18 protein-coding genes are annotated in these 18,384 nt (G+C 72.4%); 6 read left to right on the plus strand and 12 right to left on the minus strand.

Translation table 11 applies throughout. From position 1 onward, the window contains the following. Nucleotides 1-35 precede the first annotated feature (35 nt). The 10 genes from ACIG3E_RS00075 to ACIG3E_RS00120 all read right to left on the minus strand — a co-directional run bounded on the left by ACIG3E_RS00075 (nt 36) and on the right by ACIG3E_RS00120 (nt 10,617). Nucleotides 36-1,415, minus strand: coding sequence for a cytochrome P450 (locus ACIG3E_RS00075; RefSeq protein ID WP_399609384.1), 1,380 nt, complete (start codon nt 1,413-1,415; stop codon nt 36-38). Beyond that, nucleotides 1,412-2,524 (minus strand): multidrug MFS transporter, encoded by a 1,113-nt coding sequence (locus ACIG3E_RS00080; RefSeq protein ID WP_399609386.1) that lies wholly within the window; start codon nt 2,522-2,524, stop codon nt 1,412-1,414. The genes ACIG3E_RS00075 and ACIG3E_RS00080 overlap by 4 nt, the downstream gene beginning before the upstream one ends. A 427-nt stretch (nt 2,525-2,951) precedes the next feature. Next, nucleotides 2,952-3,602, minus strand: a complete 651-nt coding sequence (gene def, locus ACIG3E_RS00085) for a peptide deformylase (protein WP_399609388.1) — start codon at nt 3,600-3,602, stop codon at nt 2,952-2,954. Nucleotides 3,603-3,698: 96 nt separating this feature from the next. Beyond that, complete coding sequence (locus ACIG3E_RS00090; protein WP_172383743.1) at nt 3,699-4,679, minus strand: hypothetical protein; 981 nt, start codon at nt 4,677-4,679, stop codon at nt 3,699-3,701. 260 nt (nt 4,680-4,939) lie between these two features. After that, a complete protein-coding gene (locus ACIG3E_RS00095) occupies nt 4,940-6,196 on the minus strand; it encodes an HD-GYP domain-containing protein (protein WP_399609391.1) in 1,257 nt (418 codons plus the stop codon). Next, nucleotides 6,193-7,650 carry an HD-GYP domain-containing protein gene (locus ACIG3E_RS00100; RefSeq protein ID WP_399609393.1) on the minus strand — a complete coding sequence of 486 codons (1,458 nt, stop codon included), beginning with the start codon at nt 7,648-7,650 and terminating at the stop codon, nt 6,193-6,195. Before ACIG3E_RS00100 ends, ACIG3E_RS00095 begins: the two co-directional genes overlap by 4 nt. 229 nt (nt 7,651-7,879) lie before the next feature. Then, nucleotides 7,880-8,179: a mycothiol system anti-sigma-R factor gene (rsrA, locus tag ACIG3E_RS00105; RefSeq protein ID WP_399609395.1), complete on the minus strand. Its 300-nt coding sequence runs from the start codon at nt 8,177-8,179 to the stop codon at nt 7,880-7,882. Next, entirely contained in the window at nt 8,176-8,859 is a 684-nt protein-coding gene (locus ACIG3E_RS00110) for a sigma-70 family RNA polymerase sigma factor (RefSeq protein ID WP_242722705.1), read from the minus strand. Before ACIG3E_RS00110 ends, rsrA begins: the two co-directional genes overlap by 4 nt. A 221-nt stretch (nt 8,860-9,080) precedes the next feature. Then, the gene (locus ACIG3E_RS00115) at nt 9,081-9,761 is read right to left on the minus strand and encodes an alpha/beta family hydrolase (RefSeq protein WP_399609398.1); all 681 of its coding nucleotides are present in this window, start codon (nt 9,759-9,761) and stop codon (nt 9,081-9,083) included. A gap of 1 nt (nt 9,762) precedes the next feature. Continuing rightward, entirely contained in the window at nt 9,763-10,617 is an 855-nt protein-coding gene (locus tag ACIG3E_RS00120) for an SOS response-associated peptidase (RefSeq protein WP_399609400.1), read from the minus strand. Between the two features lie 49 nt (nt 10,618-10,666). On the opposite strand from ACIG3E_RS00120, the gene ACIG3E_RS00125 reads away from it, so the two are divergent. The 4 genes from ACIG3E_RS00125 (at nt 10,667) to ACIG3E_RS00140 (ending at nt 14,528) form a co-directional block, all read left to right on the plus strand. Continuing rightward, nucleotides 10,667-11,389 carry a M50 family metallopeptidase gene (locus ACIG3E_RS00125; protein ID WP_399609402.1) on the plus strand — a complete coding sequence of 241 codons (723 nt, stop codon included), beginning with the start codon at nt 10,667-10,669 and terminating at the stop codon, nt 11,387-11,389. 277 nt (nt 11,390-11,666) lie between these two features. Further along, nucleotides 11,667-13,007, plus strand: a complete 1,341-nt coding sequence (gene aroA, locus ACIG3E_RS00130) for a 3-phosphoshikimate 1-carboxyvinyltransferase (protein WP_399609404.1) — start codon at nt 11,667-11,669, stop codon at nt 13,005-13,007. 16 nt (nt 13,008-13,023) lie between these two features. Beyond that, a complete protein-coding gene (gene rsgA, locus ACIG3E_RS00135; RefSeq protein WP_399609406.1) occupies nt 13,024-14,034 on the plus strand; it encodes a ribosome small subunit-dependent GTPase A in 1,011 nt (336 codons plus the stop codon). Between the two features lie 170 nt (nt 14,035-14,204). After that, entirely contained in the window at nt 14,205-14,528 is a 324-nt protein-coding gene (locus ACIG3E_RS00140; RefSeq protein ID WP_399609408.1) for a DMT family transporter, read from the plus strand. On the opposite strand, the gene ACIG3E_RS00145 is transcribed toward ACIG3E_RS00140, so the two are convergent. Beyond that, nucleotides 14,494-15,123, minus strand: coding sequence for a TetR/AcrR family transcriptional regulator (locus tag ACIG3E_RS00145; RefSeq protein ID WP_399609410.1), 630 nt, complete (start codon nt 15,121-15,123; stop codon nt 14,494-14,496). The genes ACIG3E_RS00140 and ACIG3E_RS00145 overlap by 35 nt on opposite strands. Before the next feature lie 146 nt (nt 15,124-15,269). On the opposite strand from ACIG3E_RS00145, the gene hisN reads away from it, so the two are divergent. Together hisN and ACIG3E_RS00155 are read left to right on the plus strand one after the other, a co-directional pair. Continuing rightward, nucleotides 15,270-16,067, plus strand: a complete 798-nt coding sequence (hisN, locus tag ACIG3E_RS00150; RefSeq protein WP_242722662.1) for a histidinol-phosphatase — start codon at nt 15,270-15,272, stop codon at nt 16,065-16,067. Nucleotides 16,068-16,411: 344 nt separating this feature from the next. Beyond that, nucleotides 16,412-16,825, plus strand: a complete 414-nt coding sequence (locus ACIG3E_RS00155) for a cyclic nucleotide-binding/CBS domain-containing protein (RefSeq protein ID WP_399609412.1) — start codon at nt 16,412-16,414, stop codon at nt 16,823-16,825. 100 nt (nt 16,826-16,925) lie between these two features. Here ACIG3E_RS00155 and ACIG3E_RS00160 read toward each other — a convergent pair whose 3' ends face one another. Continuing rightward, nucleotides 16,926-18,377, minus strand: a complete 1,452-nt coding sequence (locus tag ACIG3E_RS00160; RefSeq protein ID WP_399609415.1) for a catalase — start codon at nt 18,375-18,377, stop codon at nt 16,926-16,928. Between the last annotated feature and the right edge of the window lie 7 nt (nt 18,378-18,384).

An 18,384-nucleotide genomic window follows, 5' to 3' on the forward strand; every position in this document is an offset into this window, starting at 1 on the left:
GCCCGGGGCCGGTGCGGGCACGCGGCGCGCCGGTGTCAGCGCACCGAGGCGCGCAGCACCAGATCCCGCGGATGCAGCGTGATGCCGACCTTCGTGCGCGCGTCGGTCCGCGCCACCGGGTCGAGCCGCCACGTGGCGGCGATCGTGGCCAGGATGAGGGTGAGTTCCACCAGGCTGAAGTGATCGCCGGGGCACTTACGGTTGCCCACGCCGAAGGGCATCATGGCGAACTCCGGTACGCCCGCCGCACGTTCCGGATTCCACCGGTCCGGGTCGAACTCCAGATGCCGCTCGAAGGAACGCGGATCGCGCTGCATCGCGTACACGCTGTACACGATGTCCGCGTCGGCCGGAATGCGATAGCCGCCGAGGGTGGTCTCGGCCACGGACCGCCGCGTGAAAATCCAGGCGGCCGGTCGTATACGCATCGCCTCCGTGACGACATTGCGCGTGTGCCGCAGCTCGCCGAGATCGGCGAAGGCGACGGGACGTCCTCCCGTGACGGAATTTACCTCTTCAACCAACCGCCTTTCGTGCTCCGGGTGTTCGGTGAGCAGATGGAAGACCCATGCCAGTGTCGAGGCGACATTCTCGGCGCCCGCCACGACGAGCGAGACGACGTGGTCATGGATCTCCTGGTCCGTCAGCGGCCGTCCCGATTCGTCGCGGGCGGCGAGCAATACGGCCAGCAAGTCCTCTTCCGTGCCGTTTCCGCAGCGGCGGCGTTCGGCGACGATCTCGTCGACGAGCGCGTGCAGATCGGCGAGGGCGCGCTCGAAGCGCCGGTTGGCGGGCGTCGGCACGCGGTGCAGCGGCCCGACGGAAAGCACCATGCGGAGGTAGAGGCCTTCGAAGACGGTGTGCAGCGACGCGCAGATGCGGTCCGCCTTCTCGCCGATCGAGTCGACTTCCAGGAGCGAGCGGGAGACGACGCGCACGGCGGTGCGGAACATCTCCGCGCTGATGTCCACCGTCTCGCCGTCACTCCAGCGGGCCGCCGTCGCCTGGGCCTCCTGCTCCATCACGCGCGCGTAGTCGGCGATGCGCTCGGGCCGGAACGCGGGCTGCATCATGCGCCGCTGGCGCCGGTGCAGCGGGCCGTTGCTGGTCGCCACGCCCTTGCCGAGAAGCACCTCCAGGGTGTCCCAGAGCGGTCCGCCGACGGCGTACTCCGGGCTCTTGAGGAGGGCGCCGACGAGCTCCGGGGCGCACACCGCGTACGCCGTTTTGGGCCCTAGTCGGATCCGGACGAGATCGCCGTGGTCCCGCAGGTCGGCGAGGAAGCCGAGCGGGTCGCGCACCAGGTTCCAGGCGTGGCCGAGAAGTGGCGCTCCACCGGAGACCAGCGGCGGCTTATTCAGCCGCTGCGGACCGGCCGGTGCGGGTATGGCGGACGCTGCGGATTCGACGGTCATTCCTGGCCTCCTGCCAGTTCGGGGCCTGCCAATTCGCATTCCGGGAGCTCGGGTCCCGGAGCGTCGGACACGTACGGGGGCAAGGATTGGTCGTCCCAGTTGTCGACGCGGTATCTGCCGGATTCGTGGTGGAACCAGTAGACGGAACTGAACCAGTTCCGCATATTGAAGACGCAGGAATGCAGCGCGGCACTCGCCTTCCTGCCCGCCGCGCTGCCGTCGAGCAATTCATCCGCCAGACCCAGTACTTCCGGTTCCACCGCGAGAAAATCAGTTACACAGTCACTGACGCGCCGGTGCACTTCCGCCACCGCCTGCTGCAACGAAAGGCCTTCGTGGTGGATGAGGGAAATTCCGAGGTTGTGCACCTCGTCTCCCGCCAATTCCTTCGGCAGCGAGCAGAGGTCGTTGTACCAGGCGGAGAAATCCTGGGTCGCCAGTGCCGCCGCGCGATAGGCGGGGTGCTTCCGCACCGCGTCCGGCAGTTCCTGGCGCGCGGTGGGTTCGAGGAGGTCGATCCAGACCCAGTGCGCGAAGGTGAGCCGGCGCAGCTCGATGTACGCCTCGACGCTCGGCACCGTCCCGGTGCGGCGGTTGCCGAACTCGTGGTCGTAGGCGTCGATCACCGGGTGGAAGTGCCGGGCGAAGCGCGCGTTCCACCGCGGCCCGAGGTGCGCGTACAGTCTCAGGACGCAGTCTGCGAACCCCGCGACCAGAGGGTCCTTGTGGTGCAGCTGAGCGTGCGGGTCCTGGAGTGTCTCGTGCAGGCCCGCGCACAGGCGGCGCCAGCCCGCGGTCCTGCCGTGCACCGCGTCCCGGTCGTGCCGGTCGTCCCAGCCGAAGAACCACGAGCTGAGGTCCGCGATGGCGGCGAGCAGCGCGTCGGGGGCGCCGATGTAGTACCCGGCCACCAAGTCCGTGTAGCACAGGCTGTCGGCATATGCCGCGACCTTGTCCGGGGGCATGAGGCGCTTTTCCAGGAGCCACGCCCGTGACTTCTCCTGAAGCTTTGGCCAATACGGATGCAGATGCCGGGGAAACTCCGACTCCACCACCGGAAGGGCCAGTGCGGGCGGCACCGATACCGCCTGTCGAACTGGTGAGTGCATCGACTCGGACGGCTTCCGCCGTTGCCTCGGGACACGTTCCGCCGCATATGCCGGAACGCGTGCCGGGGCACGTGTCGCCCAGTCCGACTGTGAAGTGCTGTGTGAGGAAGCAGGCACGAACAAACCCCTCTCGACCGCGCTGAGGCCCACGCCCCTGTCGCCGTGCCGGGCGCGCGCCGTTGCGTATCCCCGCGCTTTCCATTCAGCACCACAACTGACCGTTCAGGGAACACATTTGCGCCATTCACTACCCCAGCGTGCCGAGAACATCCCCTTACGTGACTGAATCTGGATCACGGGCGGCTGATCGTGGGCTAGTCCTGTCCGGTTCTGAGCGGGTACACCAACGGCCCCTGGTCAGTGGGGTACTCCCGACCAGGGGCCGCTGTCGTCACGCGCTCACCGCACGCCTCAGCTGTGGCGCAGTTCAGTCATTCGGCACCACGGGGTAGCGCGGCGTGCCCTCCGCCATCTGCCGCAGCGCGTCCTTGCGCTCCCGCTTGGAGAGGCGGTCGATGTACAGATACCCGTACAGGTGGTCCGTCTCGTGCTGGAGGCAGCGGGCGAAGTAGCCCGTGCCGCGCACCTTGATGGGGTTGCCCTTCTCGTCCTGACCGGTCACGACCGCGTAGTCGGGGCGGGCCAGGGGCGCGTACGCCGTCGGCACGGACAGGCAGCCCTCGCCGGAGTCGTCCAGGCGCCGCCGCTCCGCGGGCAGCTCCTGGAGGACCGGGTTGCAGACGACGCCCACGTGCCGCACGCCCTCGTCGTCCGTGCAGTCGTACACGAACACCTTCAGGTCGACGCCGACCTGGTTGGCGGCGACGCCGACGCCCTGGGCGACGCGCTGGCTCACGAACATGTCGTCGATCAGCTTCGCGAGCTCGTCGTCGAAGGCCGTGACGTCCTTGCACTCCTTGTGCAGGACCGGGTTGCCGACGACCGTGATGGGCCGGTACGTGCCGCGCTCGCGGTAGGCCGTCTCCCGCTCCTCGCAGTCCTGCGTGTCGATGACGAAGCCCTCGTCGTCGACCGGGAGCACTCCGTCCGCGTAACTCTGCTCAGTGTCCTGCGCCATGTCCGCCGTATGCCTTCTTCCTGGGTCTGTGTACTGCCCGTACAGGGTACGGGCAGCTCCCCGTCGGGGCATCGGCCTCCGGCGCTCGTCAGGGGGCTAGCAGACCTCTTCGAGGTCGCGCCAGGCCCGGGAGTCCGGGCTGTCGGCGACCCAGCCGTCGAGCAGGCCGCGCACGAGCCCCGCGGGGGCGGCGAGGCCGCACTCCCGCTCGGGCACCCACAGCGCTCCCGGGCTGCGGTGGCCGAGCGGGCCGGGGTGCCCCGGCTCGCTGTGGTCGTGCGGGTCCAGGTGCTCCCCGTCGCCCTCGTCGCTGGGCATCCGCGACTCCGAGCACATCCGGCAGAGCAGCCGCACGGACGACGACCAGTCCTCGGCGGCGAAACCGGCGTCGGCGGCGAGCTTCTCCAGGGCGTCCCGGTCCTCCTCCGTCGCGGCCTCCAGGAGGACGACCCAGGTGGGCACGGGCGACGGCGCCCACAGCTCGATCTCGTCGAAGACGGGGTAGGCGTGCCCGGCGGCCGTGGTCCGCTCCCCGTGCGGCACGCCGTCGTGCAGCACGACCTCGCCCCAGCGCCGCCCGGAGGACGGCAGCGGGATGGAGAGCACCTCGATGCGGGCCGGGTCCAGCCTGCGGCCCCAGACGACCTCCGCCTCGCCCTCCGGGGAGAGCCGCACGGCCGCGCTGCCCAGGTCCATCCCGGCGGGCTCGCCCGTCGCGGCGACCCCGCCGGGCACCTTGAGGCCGTACGCCTGCCAGGCCCGGCGCGCCAGCGGCCAGTCCTGCAGGGCGGTCGCCGCGATGCCCACGTTCCACCAGTCGGGGGCGCCCGCCGAGCGGTCGAGCAGCGCCACGGCCCGCAGGCCCGCGGCCCGCGCCTGCTCCCAGTCGTGCCGGAACTTGTGCAGCAGCGCGAGGTTGAACCAGGACTCCGAAAGCCAGGGTTCGAGATCGGCGGCGCGCGTCAGGAGCGCGCCCGCGTCCTCGTAGCGACCGTCGCCGATGAGCGTGAACGCCCTGTCGGTGGCCTGCCGCCAGGAGGCGGAGGGCCGGTGCCGTCCCTTGCCGAAGATCCTCACGATTCCCGCCTGCCAGCTCTTGTCGGGATGTCCCCGCCGCCGCGCTGCCGCGCGGCCCCGCTTCTCTTTCGCATCCAACCACGTACGGTCGGACGGCCGCTCATTACCCATGGGTTACCCAGCGGGGCCCGAGGTCAGACGGCCCGTCCCCGGCGCCTTCACGGGGCGGCCCGGGCCCGCTCCCCGCCGCTTCGGCCGGACCCCCCGATCGTGTCAGGGGCCGTGCCGGTCCGGGGCGGGGCACCCGTGCCCCGAGCACGCTAGCGGGCCCGGCGGGGCGCCCCCGCCAGAGCCCGGGCCAAGGCCTCGACCACCTCTGTCTGGTACTCGCGCCCGGTCCCGAGCCGCAGCCGCTCCAGGGCGGCCAGTGGTCCTTGAGGGCCGTGTTCCCGTGCCATCTCGTCGTATGCGTTCGCGGTCCGCACGATACGGGCGGTGAGCGGCTGCTCGCGGTACGGATCGGCCTGGCGCTCCACGACCACGGCGACGTCCGCGGCCACCCCGGTCTGCCGGACCACGGCCCCGCCGAGCAGGGCGATGCGCCGCTGCTCGGTGGCGGGCAGGCGGGCGGTGGCGCCCGCGGGCACGGGGTCGACCAGGGAGAGCTGCCCGATGTCGTGCATCAGCGCCGCGTACTCGAGGACGGTGAGGTCCGCCCCACAGAGCCCCAGCTCACGGCCCATGGCCCGGCTGAGGTCCGCGACGCGTCGGGCGTGCCCCGCGGGGGTGTACCCGGCGATCTCGGTGGCGCGGGCCAGCGAGGCGATGGTCTGCCGGTAGGTGGCCCGCACGGCGGCGTAGCGGCGGACGGCCAGCTGGGTGAGCAGCAGCGGGCAGCTGAACACCGGCAGCGCCCACAGCCCCGCCACGGCGACGGCGAGCGCCATCACGGCCCCCGTGGCGCACACGGCGGAGCCGATGCCGGGCATGCGCCGCAGCTCGTCGCGGAGCAGCGGCCCGAACGGCCACCCCCGGCGGGCGTGCGCCAGGGCCGCCGCGAGCACGGCGTCGCACAGCGCGGTGAGCGCGAGCAGGGCCACGACCACGGCGGCGTACCAGCTGCCGTAGCCCGCCAAGTCCTCCAGGCGGCCCGAGTTGTACAGCGGCTGGAAGCACACGGCGGCGAAGGCGACGGTGAGCACGCGCCGGGCCAGGGCGTCGGGCGCGGGCCCGCGGCCGAGCGCGACGTGCGGCACGGCGCCGACGAGCCCCGCCGCCACGACCACGGCGACCACCTGGAGGACTCCGTGGTGGGTCGCCCGCCCGCCGCTCTCCCCCAGCAGGGCGTACGCCAGCGCGCCCGCGGCCCCCAGGGGCGCGGGCTCCCGCTCGCCGCCGCTCCCCCACCGGGCCAGCTCGCCCACGGTGATGAGCGCCCCGAAGGCGAGGGCGGTCCCGGGCTCCTCGACACCGCGCCAGAGCGTGGCAGCGAGCGCGGCGAGCGCGGTGAGGAGGGCGGCGCCGCGGAGCACGGCGGCCACCGCGGCGGCGAGCCGCCCCGCGGGCTCGTGCGTCACCGGGCGGCCGGGCCGCGGGCCGCGGGGGCGCCGGACACCACACCGCCGACCGGGCCCGGCACGCCCGGCTCCACCTCCACCGACGGGCCCGGCTCGCCCGGCCCACGAGGCCCACGAGGCCCTCGAGGCTCATACGGCTCGCCCGACTCACGCGGCCCGCGAGGCGCACGCGGCTCGCCCGGTGAAGCGTTTCCGCGGTCCCCCGCCGTGACCTCCGCGTCCCATCCGCACCGGTCGAGGGCCCGCGCGAGGGCGCCGACCATGGCCGGGTCGAACTGGGCCCCGGCGCATCTGCGCAGTTCGGCGACGGCGGCCTCGACCGGCCGGGCCCGGCGGTAGGAGCGCGAGGACGTCATGGCGTCGAAGGCGTCGGCGACGGCCACCACCCGGGCGCACTCCGGGATTTGACGGCCCCTCAGGCCGTAGGGGTAGCCGCTGCCGTCGATGCGCTCGTGGTGGTGCAGGATCGCCGCCCTGGCCTCCCCGAGGAAGCCGATGCCGCGCACCATCTCGTGGCCGTACTCGGGGTGCAGCTCGATCACCCGCCGCTCCTGCGGGGTCAGCGGGCCCTCCTTGCGCAGCAGCCGGGTGGGGACGCCGAGCTTGCCCACGTCGTGCAGGATCCCGGCGAAGCGGAGCAGCTCCACGCGCCGGTCGTCCATGCCCAGCTCGCGGGCGATCAGCACGGAGGCACGGCCGACCCGCTCGCTGTGGCCCCGGGTGTAGCGGTCCTTGATGTCGACGGCCTGCACGAGCGCGCGGATGGTGGCCTGGTGGGCGGCGCGCTCGCGGTGGTACTGGGCGAACACCCAGCACGAGACGCCCATCGGGAGCAGCACGAGCAGCGCGGCCAGCGGGCCGTACCGGCTGTTCCAGAGGACGGCCATCATCAGCCCGGCGAGGCCGTGCACGGCGACGGGCGCGAGCGAGCCCGGCAGCAGTCCGCGCCAGGCGCGCCGCGGCGGCACCCGCTCCGCCGCCACCAGGATGCCGCCGTCGAGGGCGGCGACGACCGCGGCGAAGCAGAGCACGGCGAGCGCCGCGGGCAGCAGCACGGCGGGGAAGTCGGGCGGCGCCGAGGCCGCGTCGGGACCGCCGAGCGCGGCGTACGTCCACCCCGAGGCCCAGGCGGCGAGGGCAGGCTGGGCGGCCCGCCAGAGGCGGCGCAGCCCCCGGGGGCGCCGGGGGACGCGGGCGAGCAGGGCGCCGGGGACGGCGACGAGCGCGGCCGCCGCCGGTGGCAGCAGGAACACCGCGGCGAGCAGCACCGGGTAGAAGGCGGGCACGGCGGGGCCGCCGCGGACGACGGTGCGCTCCCCGCCCGCGTGCAGCAGGGCGAGCAGCCCGACGACGGTCCAGGGCGTACCGGGGCCGAACGCGGGCGCCGCGCAGACGGCCCCGCCGAGCGCGGCGCACAGGACGTAGCCTCGGGCCCACACCGGCACCGACCGCATAGGGGTTCTCCTCCCGATCCAGGTCGGGAGAGTAGAACGGGCCCTGACCGCCTCGGCGGTCGCGGGCGCGAATTAGCACCTTCGAGTGAGAAACCCCAGAAGAAACAGAGAGAAACGTTCAACTAGCGGGTGAACAACGGCCCTTCGGGGGGCCGTGGGCACCGCCGCTCAGGAGCCGGGCGCCTCAGCCGGGCACCTTGGGAGCCGGGCGCCTCAGGAGCCGGGCGCCTCAGGAGCCGGGCGCGAGATCCACGCCGTCGTCCGGAACGGCCTGCCCGGAGCGGATCAGGTCGATCCGGCCCATGACCTTCGCCCGCAGGTCGGCGGGTACGTCGTCATGGCCGCAGCAGCGCTTGACGAGCTTCTTCACCGCCTGTTCGAGGCCGTACTTCTCCAGGCACGGGGAGCACTCCTCGAAGTGCGTCTCGAACTTGGTGCAGTCGCTGTCCGGCATCTCCCGGTCCAGGAACTCATAGAGGTGGTCCAGGACCTCACTGCAGTCAGTCTCGTGCGGCTCTCCGCAGCTCATGAGCCCGAGCCTTTCGCTTCGTTCGAGTCTCCGGCACCGGCCGGGACCAGGCCGCGGTCACGCGCGTAGTCCTCGAGCATGCCGCGGAGTTGGCGGCGGCCCCGGTGCAGACGGGACATCACCGTACCGATGGGTGTACCCATGATGTCCGCGATCTCCTTGTACGCAAAGCCCTCCACGTCCGCCAGATACACGGCGATGCGGAATTCCTCCGGGATCGCCTGGAGCGCGTTCTTCACGTCGGAGTCCGGCAGGTGGTCGAGCGCCTGCGACTCGGCCGAGCGCAGTCCGGTGGACATGTGCGACTCGGCGCGCGCCAGCTGCCAGTCCTCGATCTCCTCGGCGGCGCTGCGCTGGGGCTCGCGCTGCTTCTTGCGGTACGAGTTGATGAACGTGTTCGTGAGGATGCGGTAGAGCCAGGCCTTGAGGTTGGTGCCCTCGCGGAACTGGTGGAACGACGCGTACGCCTTCGCGTAGGTCTCCTGGACCAGGTCCTCCGCGTCCGCGGGGTTCCGGGTCATGCGGAGCGCCGCCGAGTACATCTGGTCGAGGAACATCAGCGCGTCCCGCTCGAAGCGAGCCGTGCGCTCCGCGGCCGTCTCGGAAACCTCATCGGGACGCTCCGGCTGCTCGGAGTGACCGTGCTCAGTGCCTGCGTCGGTCCCAGTGACCGGACCCACCTCCTCCAACGACGTGGTGGGGCCATAGCCGGTCCCACTGGTTTCGGAGGATAGACGACGACCCGCTTTGCCCGCCGCTCGAATAGGGGCCGCCTTGGGCGCGCTCAGCACGCTCCACTCCAGGTCAGCAGCGCTGGAGCGGTTCGGGCAGATGGTCGATCCCATGCGGGCGGCCCCCTCTTCTACGAACACTGTTTGCGGTCTGTTCGCGACAACAGAGGTCACGCGCTCAACATTCCCGAAGCGTCCGTCCAGGCGACGACGGCGTCCGTGATCCGCTTCACAGCCTCCTCCTGGCCGATGTCCGCCCGCTTGGGCACGGCGAAGGAGTGGTCCCCGAAGGGAATCTCGACGAGGTCGTAACCGGGGCTCCGGGGGAACTCGGCGGGCTTGCCGAAGGGGTCGTTGCCGCCCTGCACCACGAGCGTCGGCACCCCGGCGCCGAGCAGCTCGTCGGCGCGGGACTTCTCCGGCTTGCCCGGGGGGTGCAGCGGGAAGCTCAGCGCGAGCACGGCGGCCGCGCCGAGCTCGGTGGCGGTGCGGCAGGCCACGCGGGCCCCGGCGCTGCGACCGCCCGCGATCACCGGCAGGCCGGGCTCGGCGAGGGCGGGCCACAGGCCGCGCCAGGCGGTGTCGAGCGTCTTCGGCGCGGGCGCCACCTTCTTGCCCGCCACGCGCCAGGGCTGCTCCACCAGGGCGACGGTCACGCCGTGCGCGGGCAGGGCGGCGGCGATGGCCTGGAGGTCGCGGGCCTCGATGCCGCCGCCCGCGCCGTGGCCGAGGGCCAGGACGGCCCGGGCCCGCTCGGCGGGGTGCCAGGTGATCCGGGCGGCCCCGGCTTCGGTCTCGACGGCTTCGCCGCGGGTCTCGACGACTTCGCTGTGGGTCTCACTGTGCGTCACGTCAGAAGAGTGTGCCCTCTTCAGGGCCGTCCAGTTCCTTCAGCAGCTCCGGACCGTTGTTGCGGACGTTGCTGACGGCGGTCGAGACGGGGTAGGCGCGCAGGAGCCCGGCGGGCGGCGGCTCCAGGAGCGGGCGCACGTCCTCCACGTCGGTGCGCGCCGGGTCGAGCCAGGCGTCCCAGCGGTCGGGCGTGAGCATCAGCGGCATGCGCGGGTGGATGTCCGCGAGCGAGCCGGGCCCGCCCTCCGGGGCGACGGCGAGCGGGGTGGTCTCCGCCTCCGTGGTGATCACCGAGCAGGTCACCCACCAGGCGAGCGGGTGCTCGTCGGGCAGCGTGCGGTCCCGCCAGAACTCGTACAGGCCCGCCATCGCGAACACCGAGCCGTCGGCGGGCAGCACGAAGTACGGCTGCTTGCGGGGCCGCTTCTTCTTGCCCTCGACCTCCAGCTCGCGCTCGGCGGCCGCGGTCACCCACTCGTAATAGCCGTCGGCGGGCAGGATGCAGCGCCGCGCGGCGAAGGCCCGGCGGTAAGAGGGCTTCTCGTGCACCGTCTCGGCGCGCGCGTTGATCATCCGGGCGCCGCCCTCCGGCGTCTTGGCCCAGGACGGTACGAGTCCCCACTTCAGCTTGCGCAACTGGCGAACCGGAGCCTTGTCCGCGGCGTCTTTCAGGGGACGGTCGAGGACGGCGTAGACCTCTTTCGTGGGAGCGACGTTGTAGTCCGCCTCGAGGGCCTCTTCCGGCTCCCTCCCCCAAGTTCTCGACTCCGCTCGAACAGGGGGGACCCCCTCCTCTATCTCAAAGATTCCTGCGAGATCCTCGGGCCTACGACTCGATGCATACCGTCCGCACATACGTGCAACACTGCCACGCCGCGGCACACGACAGGGAGCCAACCGAGCAATGCACACCACCGCTTCCGCCAGCCTGAGCGACCTGTGGGACCGCGTCGTCGGCACGCAGTCCGCGCCCGAGCAGTGGCTGGTGATCGCCACCGGCGTCGTCGCGCTCGCCGCCGTCGTCCCGCACGGCGTCTGGCGCGTGGCCCGCAACGCCATCACCATCGCCCACGAGGGCGGCCACGGCCTGGTCGCCCTGCTCACCGGGCGCCGCCTGGACGGCATCCGGCTGCACTCCGACACCAGCGGCCTGACCGTCAGCCGCGGCAAGCCCTCGGGCCTCGGCATGATCCTCACCGCCGCCGCGGGCTACACCGCTCCCCCGCTGCTCGGCCTCGGCGGCGCGGCACTGCTCTCCCAGGGGCACATCACGGCCTTCCTGTGGATCGCCACGGCCCTGCTCGCCGCGATGCTGGTGATGATCCGCAACGCGTACGGCGCGCTCACGATGATCCTGGCGGGCGGCGCCTTCCTGGTCGTCTCCTGGCTGGCGAGCACCGACGTGCAGGCCGCCTTCGCGTACGCGGTGGTGTGGTTCCTGCTCCTGGGCGGCGTGCGGCCCGCCTTCGAGCTCCAGGCCAAGCGGCGGCACGGGGGCGCCGGGGACTCCGACGCGGACCAGCTGGCCCGGCTCACGCACGTCCCGGCGGGGCTGTGGCTGTTCCTGTTCCACGCCGTGTCGCTGTGCTCGCTGATAGGCGGCGGGCGCTGGCTGCTCACCGTGTGACCTGGTGTGCGAGCCCTGTACGACATGTGCGCCGCGGCAACCGGAGCGCCCCGAAGGGGCGCGGGGCTGTGCTGATGTGCGGCTCCGCCGCGAAGGGGGTCCCCCCTGTTCGAGCGGAGCCGAGAACTTGGGGGCGTGACTAGCCACGACGGCCCCGCAGACGACCGACGTCCCAGCACGGCAATCCAGCGAAGCGCTCGACGCTTCGCGGTTTCGCCTGGATTTCGCCACTTTTGATCAAGATCTGTGGTCGTCGCCAACCACTAAAGTGAGGGGCATGACCGTGAACCCGACGCACACCGCCCTCTGGCCCGCCCCGCACGCGAGCGGAGCCGTCGCCGCGACGGTCCACGTGCCGGGCTCCAAGTCGGTCACCAACCGCGCCCTCGTCCTGGCCGCCCTCGCCGCCGAGCCCGGCTGGCTGCGCCGCCCGCTGCGCTCCCGCGACACCCTCCTCATGGCGGGCGCCCTGCGCGCCATGGGCGTCGGCATCGAGGAGACGGTCTCGTCCAGCTCCACCGCCGCGGGGGGCCCGGACGCCTCCGGCGAGGCCTGGCGCGTCATCCCGTCGGGCCTGCACGGCCCGGTCACGGTCGACGTGGGCAACGCGGGCACGGTGATGCGCTTCCTGCCGCCCGTCGCGGCCCTCGCCGACGGCCCGATCCGCTTCGACGGCGACCCCCGTTCCTACGAGCGCCCGCTGCACGGCGTGATCGACGCCCTGCGCGCCCTCGGCGCCCGCGTCGACGACGACGGCCGCGGCGCGCTGCCCCTGACGGTGCACGGCGGCGGCGCCCTGGACGGCGGCCAGGTCGAGATCGACGCCTCCTCGTCGTCACAGTTCGTGAGCGCGCTGCTGCTCTCGGGCCCGCGCTTCAACCAGGGCGTGGAGGTGCGGCACGTGGGCAGCACCCTGCCGTCCATGCCGCACATCCGCATGACCGTCGACATGCTGCGCTCCGCGGGCGCCCAGGTCGACACCCCCGAGGCGGGCGGCGAGCCGAACGTCTGGCGGGTCACGCCGGGCGCCCTGCTCGGCCGCGACCTGACGATCGAGCCCGACCTGTCCAACGCCCAGCCGTTCCTGGCGGCGGCCCTGATCACCGGCGGCCGCGTGACCATCCCCGACTGGCCGACGCGCACCACCCAGCCCGGTGACGCGTTGCGGCAGCTGTTCACCGAGATGGGCGGCTCCTGCGAGCTGACCGAGCACGGCCTGACCTTCACCGGCTCCGGCTCGGTGCACGGCATCGACGCCGACCTCAGCGAGGTCGGCGAGCTGACCCCGGGCATCGCCGCCGTCGCGGCCCTCGCCGACTCCCCGTCCACACTGCGCGGCGTCGCCCATCTGCGGCTGCACGAGACGGACCGGCTCGCCGCCCTCACCAAGGAGATCAACGAGCTGGGCGGTGACGTCACCGAGACCGCCGACGGCCTGCACATCCGCCCGCGCAAGCTGCACGGCGGCGTCTTCCACACCTACGACGACCACCGCATGGCCACGGCGGGCGCGATCATCGGCCTCGCCGTGCCGGGCGTACAGATCGAGAACGTCGCGACGACGGCGAAGACGCTGCCCGACTTCCCCGACCTGTGGACCGGGATGCTCGGGAACTGACGGGCGGACTGGAACCATGCGCCGCTACGGCAAGCACACCGACGAGGACGACGTCCGGGTCCGCCCCAACCGCAAGGGCAACCGCCCCCGTACGAACATCCGCCCCAAGCACGAGGACGCGGCCGACGGAATGGTCCTCACCGTCGACCGCGGCCGCCTGACCTGTCTGGTCGACGACCGGATCGTGGTCGCGATGAAGGCCCGCGAGCTGGGCCGCAAGGCCGCGGTGGTCGGCGACCAGGTGGCCCTCGTGGGCGACCTGTCCGGCGAGAAGGACACCCTCGCCCGCATCGTCCGCATCGCGGAGCGCACTTCGGTGCTGCGCCGCACGGCGGACGACGACGACCCGTTCGAGCGCGTGGCCGTCGCCAACGCCGACCAGCTCGCCATCGTCACCGCGCTCGCCGACCCCGAGCCGCGCCCGCGCCTGATCGACCGCTGCCTGGTCGCCGCGTACGACGGCGGGCTCACCCCGCTCCTCGTCATGACGAAGTCCGACCTCGCCCCGCCGGACAAGCTCCTTGAGCTGTACGGCGACCTGGACATCCCGTACGTCGTCACCAGCCGCGAGGAGCTGGAGAGCGGCGCGGCGGTGGCCCGCGTGCGCGCCGAACTCGACGGCAAGATCACGGCGTTCGTCGGGCACTCCGGCGTCGGCAAGACCACCCTCGTGAACGCCCTGGTCCCCGAGGAGCGGCGGCGCAGCACCGGCCATGTGAACGCGGTGACCGGCCGCGGCCGCCACACCACCACGTCCGCGCTCGCCCTGCCCCTGGCGGGCAGCGAGGGCTGGGTGATCGACACCCCGGGCGTGCGCTCCTTCGGCCTGCACCACGTGGACCCCTCGCGCGTCATCCACGCCTTCCCCGACCTGGAGCCCGGCACCGAGAACTGCCCGCGCGCGTGCAGTCACGACGAGCCCGACTGCGCGCTCGACGCGTGGGTGGCCGAGGGCCACGCGGATCCGGCGCGGCTCTACTCGCTGCGTCGGCTGCTCGCCACCCGGGAGCGGCGCGAGGGCGACTGACCGCGCGGGGCCCGGCCCTTTGGCGGAGGGGATCTCCCACGGGTGACCCGACCTTCGCGTTGTTTACACCCGTGCCGCTTCGGTAAGTGCATAATCGCACCAAGATTGTTCCAAGCTTTGGCGAAGCAGTCACGGAACGTACGGGTCGTACGGATGCGGGAGGCACAACCATGGCGTGGCTGCTGGTCATCGTCGCCGGGATCCTCGAGACGGGCTTCGCGGTCTGCCTGAAGCTGTCGCACGGCTTCACTCGCGTCTGGCCCACCATCGCCTTCGCCTGCTTCGCGCTCGGCAGCTTCGGCCTGCTCACGCTGGCCCTGAAGAAGCTGGACGTGGGCCCGGCGTACGCGGTGTGGACGGGCATCGGCGCCGCGGGCACGGCCATCTACGGCATGATCTTCCTCGGCGACCTGGTCTCCACCCTCAAGATCGTCTCGATCTCGCTGGTGATCCTCGGCGTCATCGGCCTCCAGCTGTCGGGCTCGGCCCACTGAGGCCGCGCAGCACCACCCGCCTGACCAGCTGGACCGAGTCCTCGTCCCGGCCGCCGGGCGCCACCACGTAGGACAGCGCGACGCGCACCGCGCTCTCGCAGGCCCGCGCCAGCTCCTCCGTCTCCGAGGGGCGGCCCCGCTCGGTCAGCGCGGCCATCGCCCGGTCGCGCACCTGGACGAGCAGCTCGGCCGGGCTCGGCACGCCCGCGTCCGCGCGGCGCTGCGCGGGCACCGGCGAGCTGGACACCACGGCCCGGCTCGGCGCGGGCAGGCGCTCGCTCCAGAAGCCGGTGAGCACGGCCCGCACCAGGGCGTTGTCGCGGGCGGCGCCGATCGTCCACGCGCTCACCGCGGCCAGCCGGTCCACGGGGTCGCGGGCCTGCGCGAGCGCGCGCTCCACCCCCCGCAGATAGGTGTCGGTCTCGCGCCGGAGCAGGGCCCGCGCGAGGCCCTCCTTGCTGCCGAACTCGTTGTACAGGGTCTGCCGGGACACCCCGGCGACCGCCGCCACGTCGACCATCCGCACACCGGCCCACGGCCTGCGGGCCAGTGCGGTGTACGCCGCGTCGAGCAGTGATTCCCGCGCTGCAGGCATCGTCGCCTCCCGCTGCCCAGGGCCGGGCGGCCCGTGCGGTTCTGGTGGCCAGGTTTGACGCGCCACGAGGCACTGTCAAGGGGTACGGCGGGCGGCGCCCGATACGCGCTGTGGCTCGCGCGAAACGAGATCGATACTGTTCACCCATGCCCGACTATCACGATGATCTGCGCCTCGCCCACGTCCTCGCGGACGCCGCCGACGCCGCGACGATGGGCCGGTTCAAGGCCCTCGACCTCCGGGTGGAGACCAAGCCGGACATGACGCCGGTCAGCGAGGCCGACAAGGCCGCCGAGGAGCTGATCCGCGGACAGCTCCAGCGCGCCCGGCCGCGGGACGCGATCCTCGGCGAGGAGTACGGCATCGAGGGCACGGGCCCGCGCCGCTGGGTCATCGACCCGATCGACGGCACCAAGAACTACGTCCGCGGCGTGCCGGTCTGGGCCACGCTCATCTCCCTGATGGAGGCGGGCGAGGGCGGCTACCAGCCGGTGGTCGGCGTCGTCTCCGCGCCCGCGCTCGGCCGTCGCTGGTGGGCCGCGAAGGGCGGCGGCGCGTACACCGGGCGCAGCCTGTCGTCCGCGACCCGGCTGCGCGTCTCCGAGGTGGCCGGGCTCCAGGACGCGTCCTTCGCGTACTCCTCGCTCAGCGGCTGGGAGGAGCGGGGGCGCCTGAACTCCTTCCTGGACCTCACCCGCGCCTGCTGGCGCACGCGCGCGTACGGCGACTTCTGGCCGTACATGATGGTCGCCGAGGGCTCGATCGACTTCTGCGCGGAGCCGGAGCTGTCCCTGTGGGACATGGCGGCGAACGCGATCGTGGTGACGGAGGCGGGCGGCCGCTTCACCGGCCTCGACGGCACCCCCGGCCCGCACAGCGGCAACGCGGCGGCGTCGAACGGGCTGCTGCACGACGAGATGCTGGCCTATCTGAACCGGCCGTAGGACGCCAGCCCGGCCGACATCGGAGTACCGGACCGGCCGCGCGCAGGGCACCGACCCTGCCGACGCCGGAGTACCGGACCGACCGCCCGCGGGGCACCGGCCCTGCCGACGCCGGGACGCCGGACCGGCCGCCCGCGGAGGCGGGTCCCGGCCGGGGTCGGAGGCGAGCCCGGGGCCGCGCGCCCCCGAACTGGGCGCACGCGCCCCCTTGTTGGCATTCCGTTTCGCTGCGACTCTGAGAGTCCCCCCGCTTGTGAATTTGTGAATCCTTTCTCTTGGCCATGCGATTCCCCGCTCCAGGCACGCCGAGGGCAAAGGGCTCCCCAAGGAGGTGGCTCAAGCCCATGCTCGTCCGTGACGCCATGAGCACATTGGTCCTCACCATCGGCCCCGCGCACACCCTCCGTCAGGCGGCCCGGCTGATGTCGGCGCGCCGCGTCGGCGCGGCCGTCGTCCTCGACCCCGACACCTGCGGCCTCGGCATCCTGACCGAGCGCGACGTCCTCAACTCCCTCGGCCGCGGCCAGAACCCGGACCTCGAGACCGCGAGCGCGCACACGACGACGTCCGTCGTCTTCGCGGGCCCCGCCTGGACCCTGGAGGACGCCGCCGACGCCATGGCTCACGGCGGCTTCCGGCACCTCGTCGTGCTCGACCACGACGAGCCGGTGGGCATCGTCTCCGTGCGCGACATCATCCGCTGCTGGGCGCCGGGCCGTCGCCGCCCCGCCCCGGTGGCCGAGTTCACGGCCACCTGAGCACCGCCCCGGGCACCACCCGCGGCACCGCCCGGACACGGCGGACGGGCCGGACCCCCGAGGGGGCCCGGCCCGTCACCTACGGCAAGGGCTTGGGTGCTTAGCCGCGCAGGGCCTGGACCGCGGCCTCCAAGCGCTTGCCGAAGTCTTCGTCCGCCCGGCGGAAGTTGCCGATGGCGCGCTCGGCGATGTCGGCGCGCGAGACGCCCGCGATGCTGCCCGCGAGGTTCTCGATCAGCCGCTCCTTCTCGTCCTCGGCCATCAGGCGGTACAGGTTGCCCGCCTGGACGAAGTCGTCGTCCTCGGCGTGCACGGGCGTCACGTGGTTGCCCGTGCTCCCGGTGACGGCGGTCGGCTCCCACAGCGGCCGACCGGTCTGGGCCGGGCCCCCGAAGGAGTTCGGCTCGTAGTTCTTGGCGCCCTTGTGGCGGCCGTCGTACAGATAGCCGTCACGGCTGTAGGAGCGGGCCTCCGTGGCGTGCGGGCGGTTCACCGGCAGGTGGTCGGCGTTGATGCCGACGCGGTAGCGGTGGGCGTCGGCGTACGCGAAGAGGCGGCCCTGGAGCATCTTGTCCGGCGACGGGCCGATGCCGGGGACGAAGTGCGCGGGCGAGAAGATCGCCTGCTCGACCTCGGCGAAGACGTTCTCCGGGTTGCGGTTGAGCTCCAGCTTGCCGATCTCGACCGGCGGGTAGTCCTCGTGCGGCCACACCTTGGTGAGGTCGAACGGGTTGAAGCGGTAGGTCGCCGCGTCGGCCGCGGGCATGATCTGGACCTGCACGGTCCAGGTCGGGAAGTCGCCGCGCTCGATCGACTCGCGCAGGTCGCGCTGGTGCGAGTCGGGGTCCTTGCCCGCGAGCGCCTCCGCCTCCTGGGCGGTCAGGTTCTTGATGCCCTGGTCGGTCTTGAAGTGGTACTTGACCCAGAAGACCTCGCCCGCCTCGTTGCTCCACTGGAAGGTGTGCGAGCCGAAGCCGTCCATGTGGCGGTACGACGCCGGGATGCCGCGGTCACCGAACAGCCAGGTCACCTGGTGGGTGGTCTCCGGGCTGAGCCCCCAGAAGTCCCAGACGTTGTCGGCCTCCTGCGAGCCCGTGTACGGGTCGCGCTTCTGCGTGTGGATGAAGTCGGGGAACTTGATGGCGTCCCGGATGAAGAAGATGGGGGTGTTGTTGCCGACGAGGTCGTAGTTGCCCTCCTCGGTGTAGAACTTCAGCGAGAAGCCGCGCGGGTCACGCACCGCGTCGGCCGCGCCGAGATTGCCCGCGACCGTGGAGAAGCGCAGGAAGACCTCGGTCTCCTTGCCGATCTCGGAGAGGAACGCGGCGCGCGTGTACGGGGTCACGTCCGCCGTCACCGTGAACGTGCCGTAAGCGCCCGCGCCCCGCGCGTGCACCACGCGCTCCGGGATCCGCTCGCGGTTGAAGTGCGCCAGCTTCTCCAGGAGGTGCTGGTCCTGGAGAAGCATGGGACCGCCGACGCCCGCGGTCTCGCTGTTCTGGTTGTCGGCGACCGGCGCTCCGGCCTCGGTGGTGAGGTGTCCCTGCGTCACGTGCGCC

This window comes from Streptomyces sp. NPDC053474, assembly GCF_044544845.1.
Classification (GTDB): Bacteria; Actinomycetota; Actinomycetes; order Streptomycetales; family Streptomycetaceae; genus Streptomyces.